The organism is Pseudomonas sp. Wu6 (assembly GCF_019891515.1).
Classification (GTDB): domain Bacteria; phylum Pseudomonadota; class Gammaproteobacteria; order Pseudomonadales; family Pseudomonadaceae; genus Aquipseudomonas; species Aquipseudomonas orientalis_A.
Map to the genome: position 1 here is coordinate 1 of NZ_JAFLXH010000115.1, position 249 is coordinate 249.

Consider the following 249-nt stretch of genomic DNA (forward strand, 5'->3'; position numbering starts at 1 on the left):
AACTACCAGTTGCTCGAAGTTGCCGCCGGAAGCGTCGGTGATTTTGACGATCTGGGTGCTTTTGTCGATGAACACGTCATCGCTTGGCGCAGGGACGGTGACGGTGCCGACAGTTTCACCGGCTTTAATGGTGATGTTTGAGCCGTTGTCCAACTTCAGCGTGACGTCGCTGCCCGCTTTGTTAGAGAGCGTAGCGGTGTAAGTGATCTGGCCACCTTCGTTGACGGCGGTTGGCGCGGTCAGCGTGAC

General features: G+C 57.0%; 1 protein-coding gene. It reads right to left on the minus strand.

Annotated elements, in window-relative coordinates; translation table 11 throughout:
• A partial coding sequence (locus J1G34_RS26995) for an immunoglobulin-like domain-containing protein (protein ID WP_222994871.1) occupies positions 1-249 on the minus strand: 249 nt, incomplete at both ends.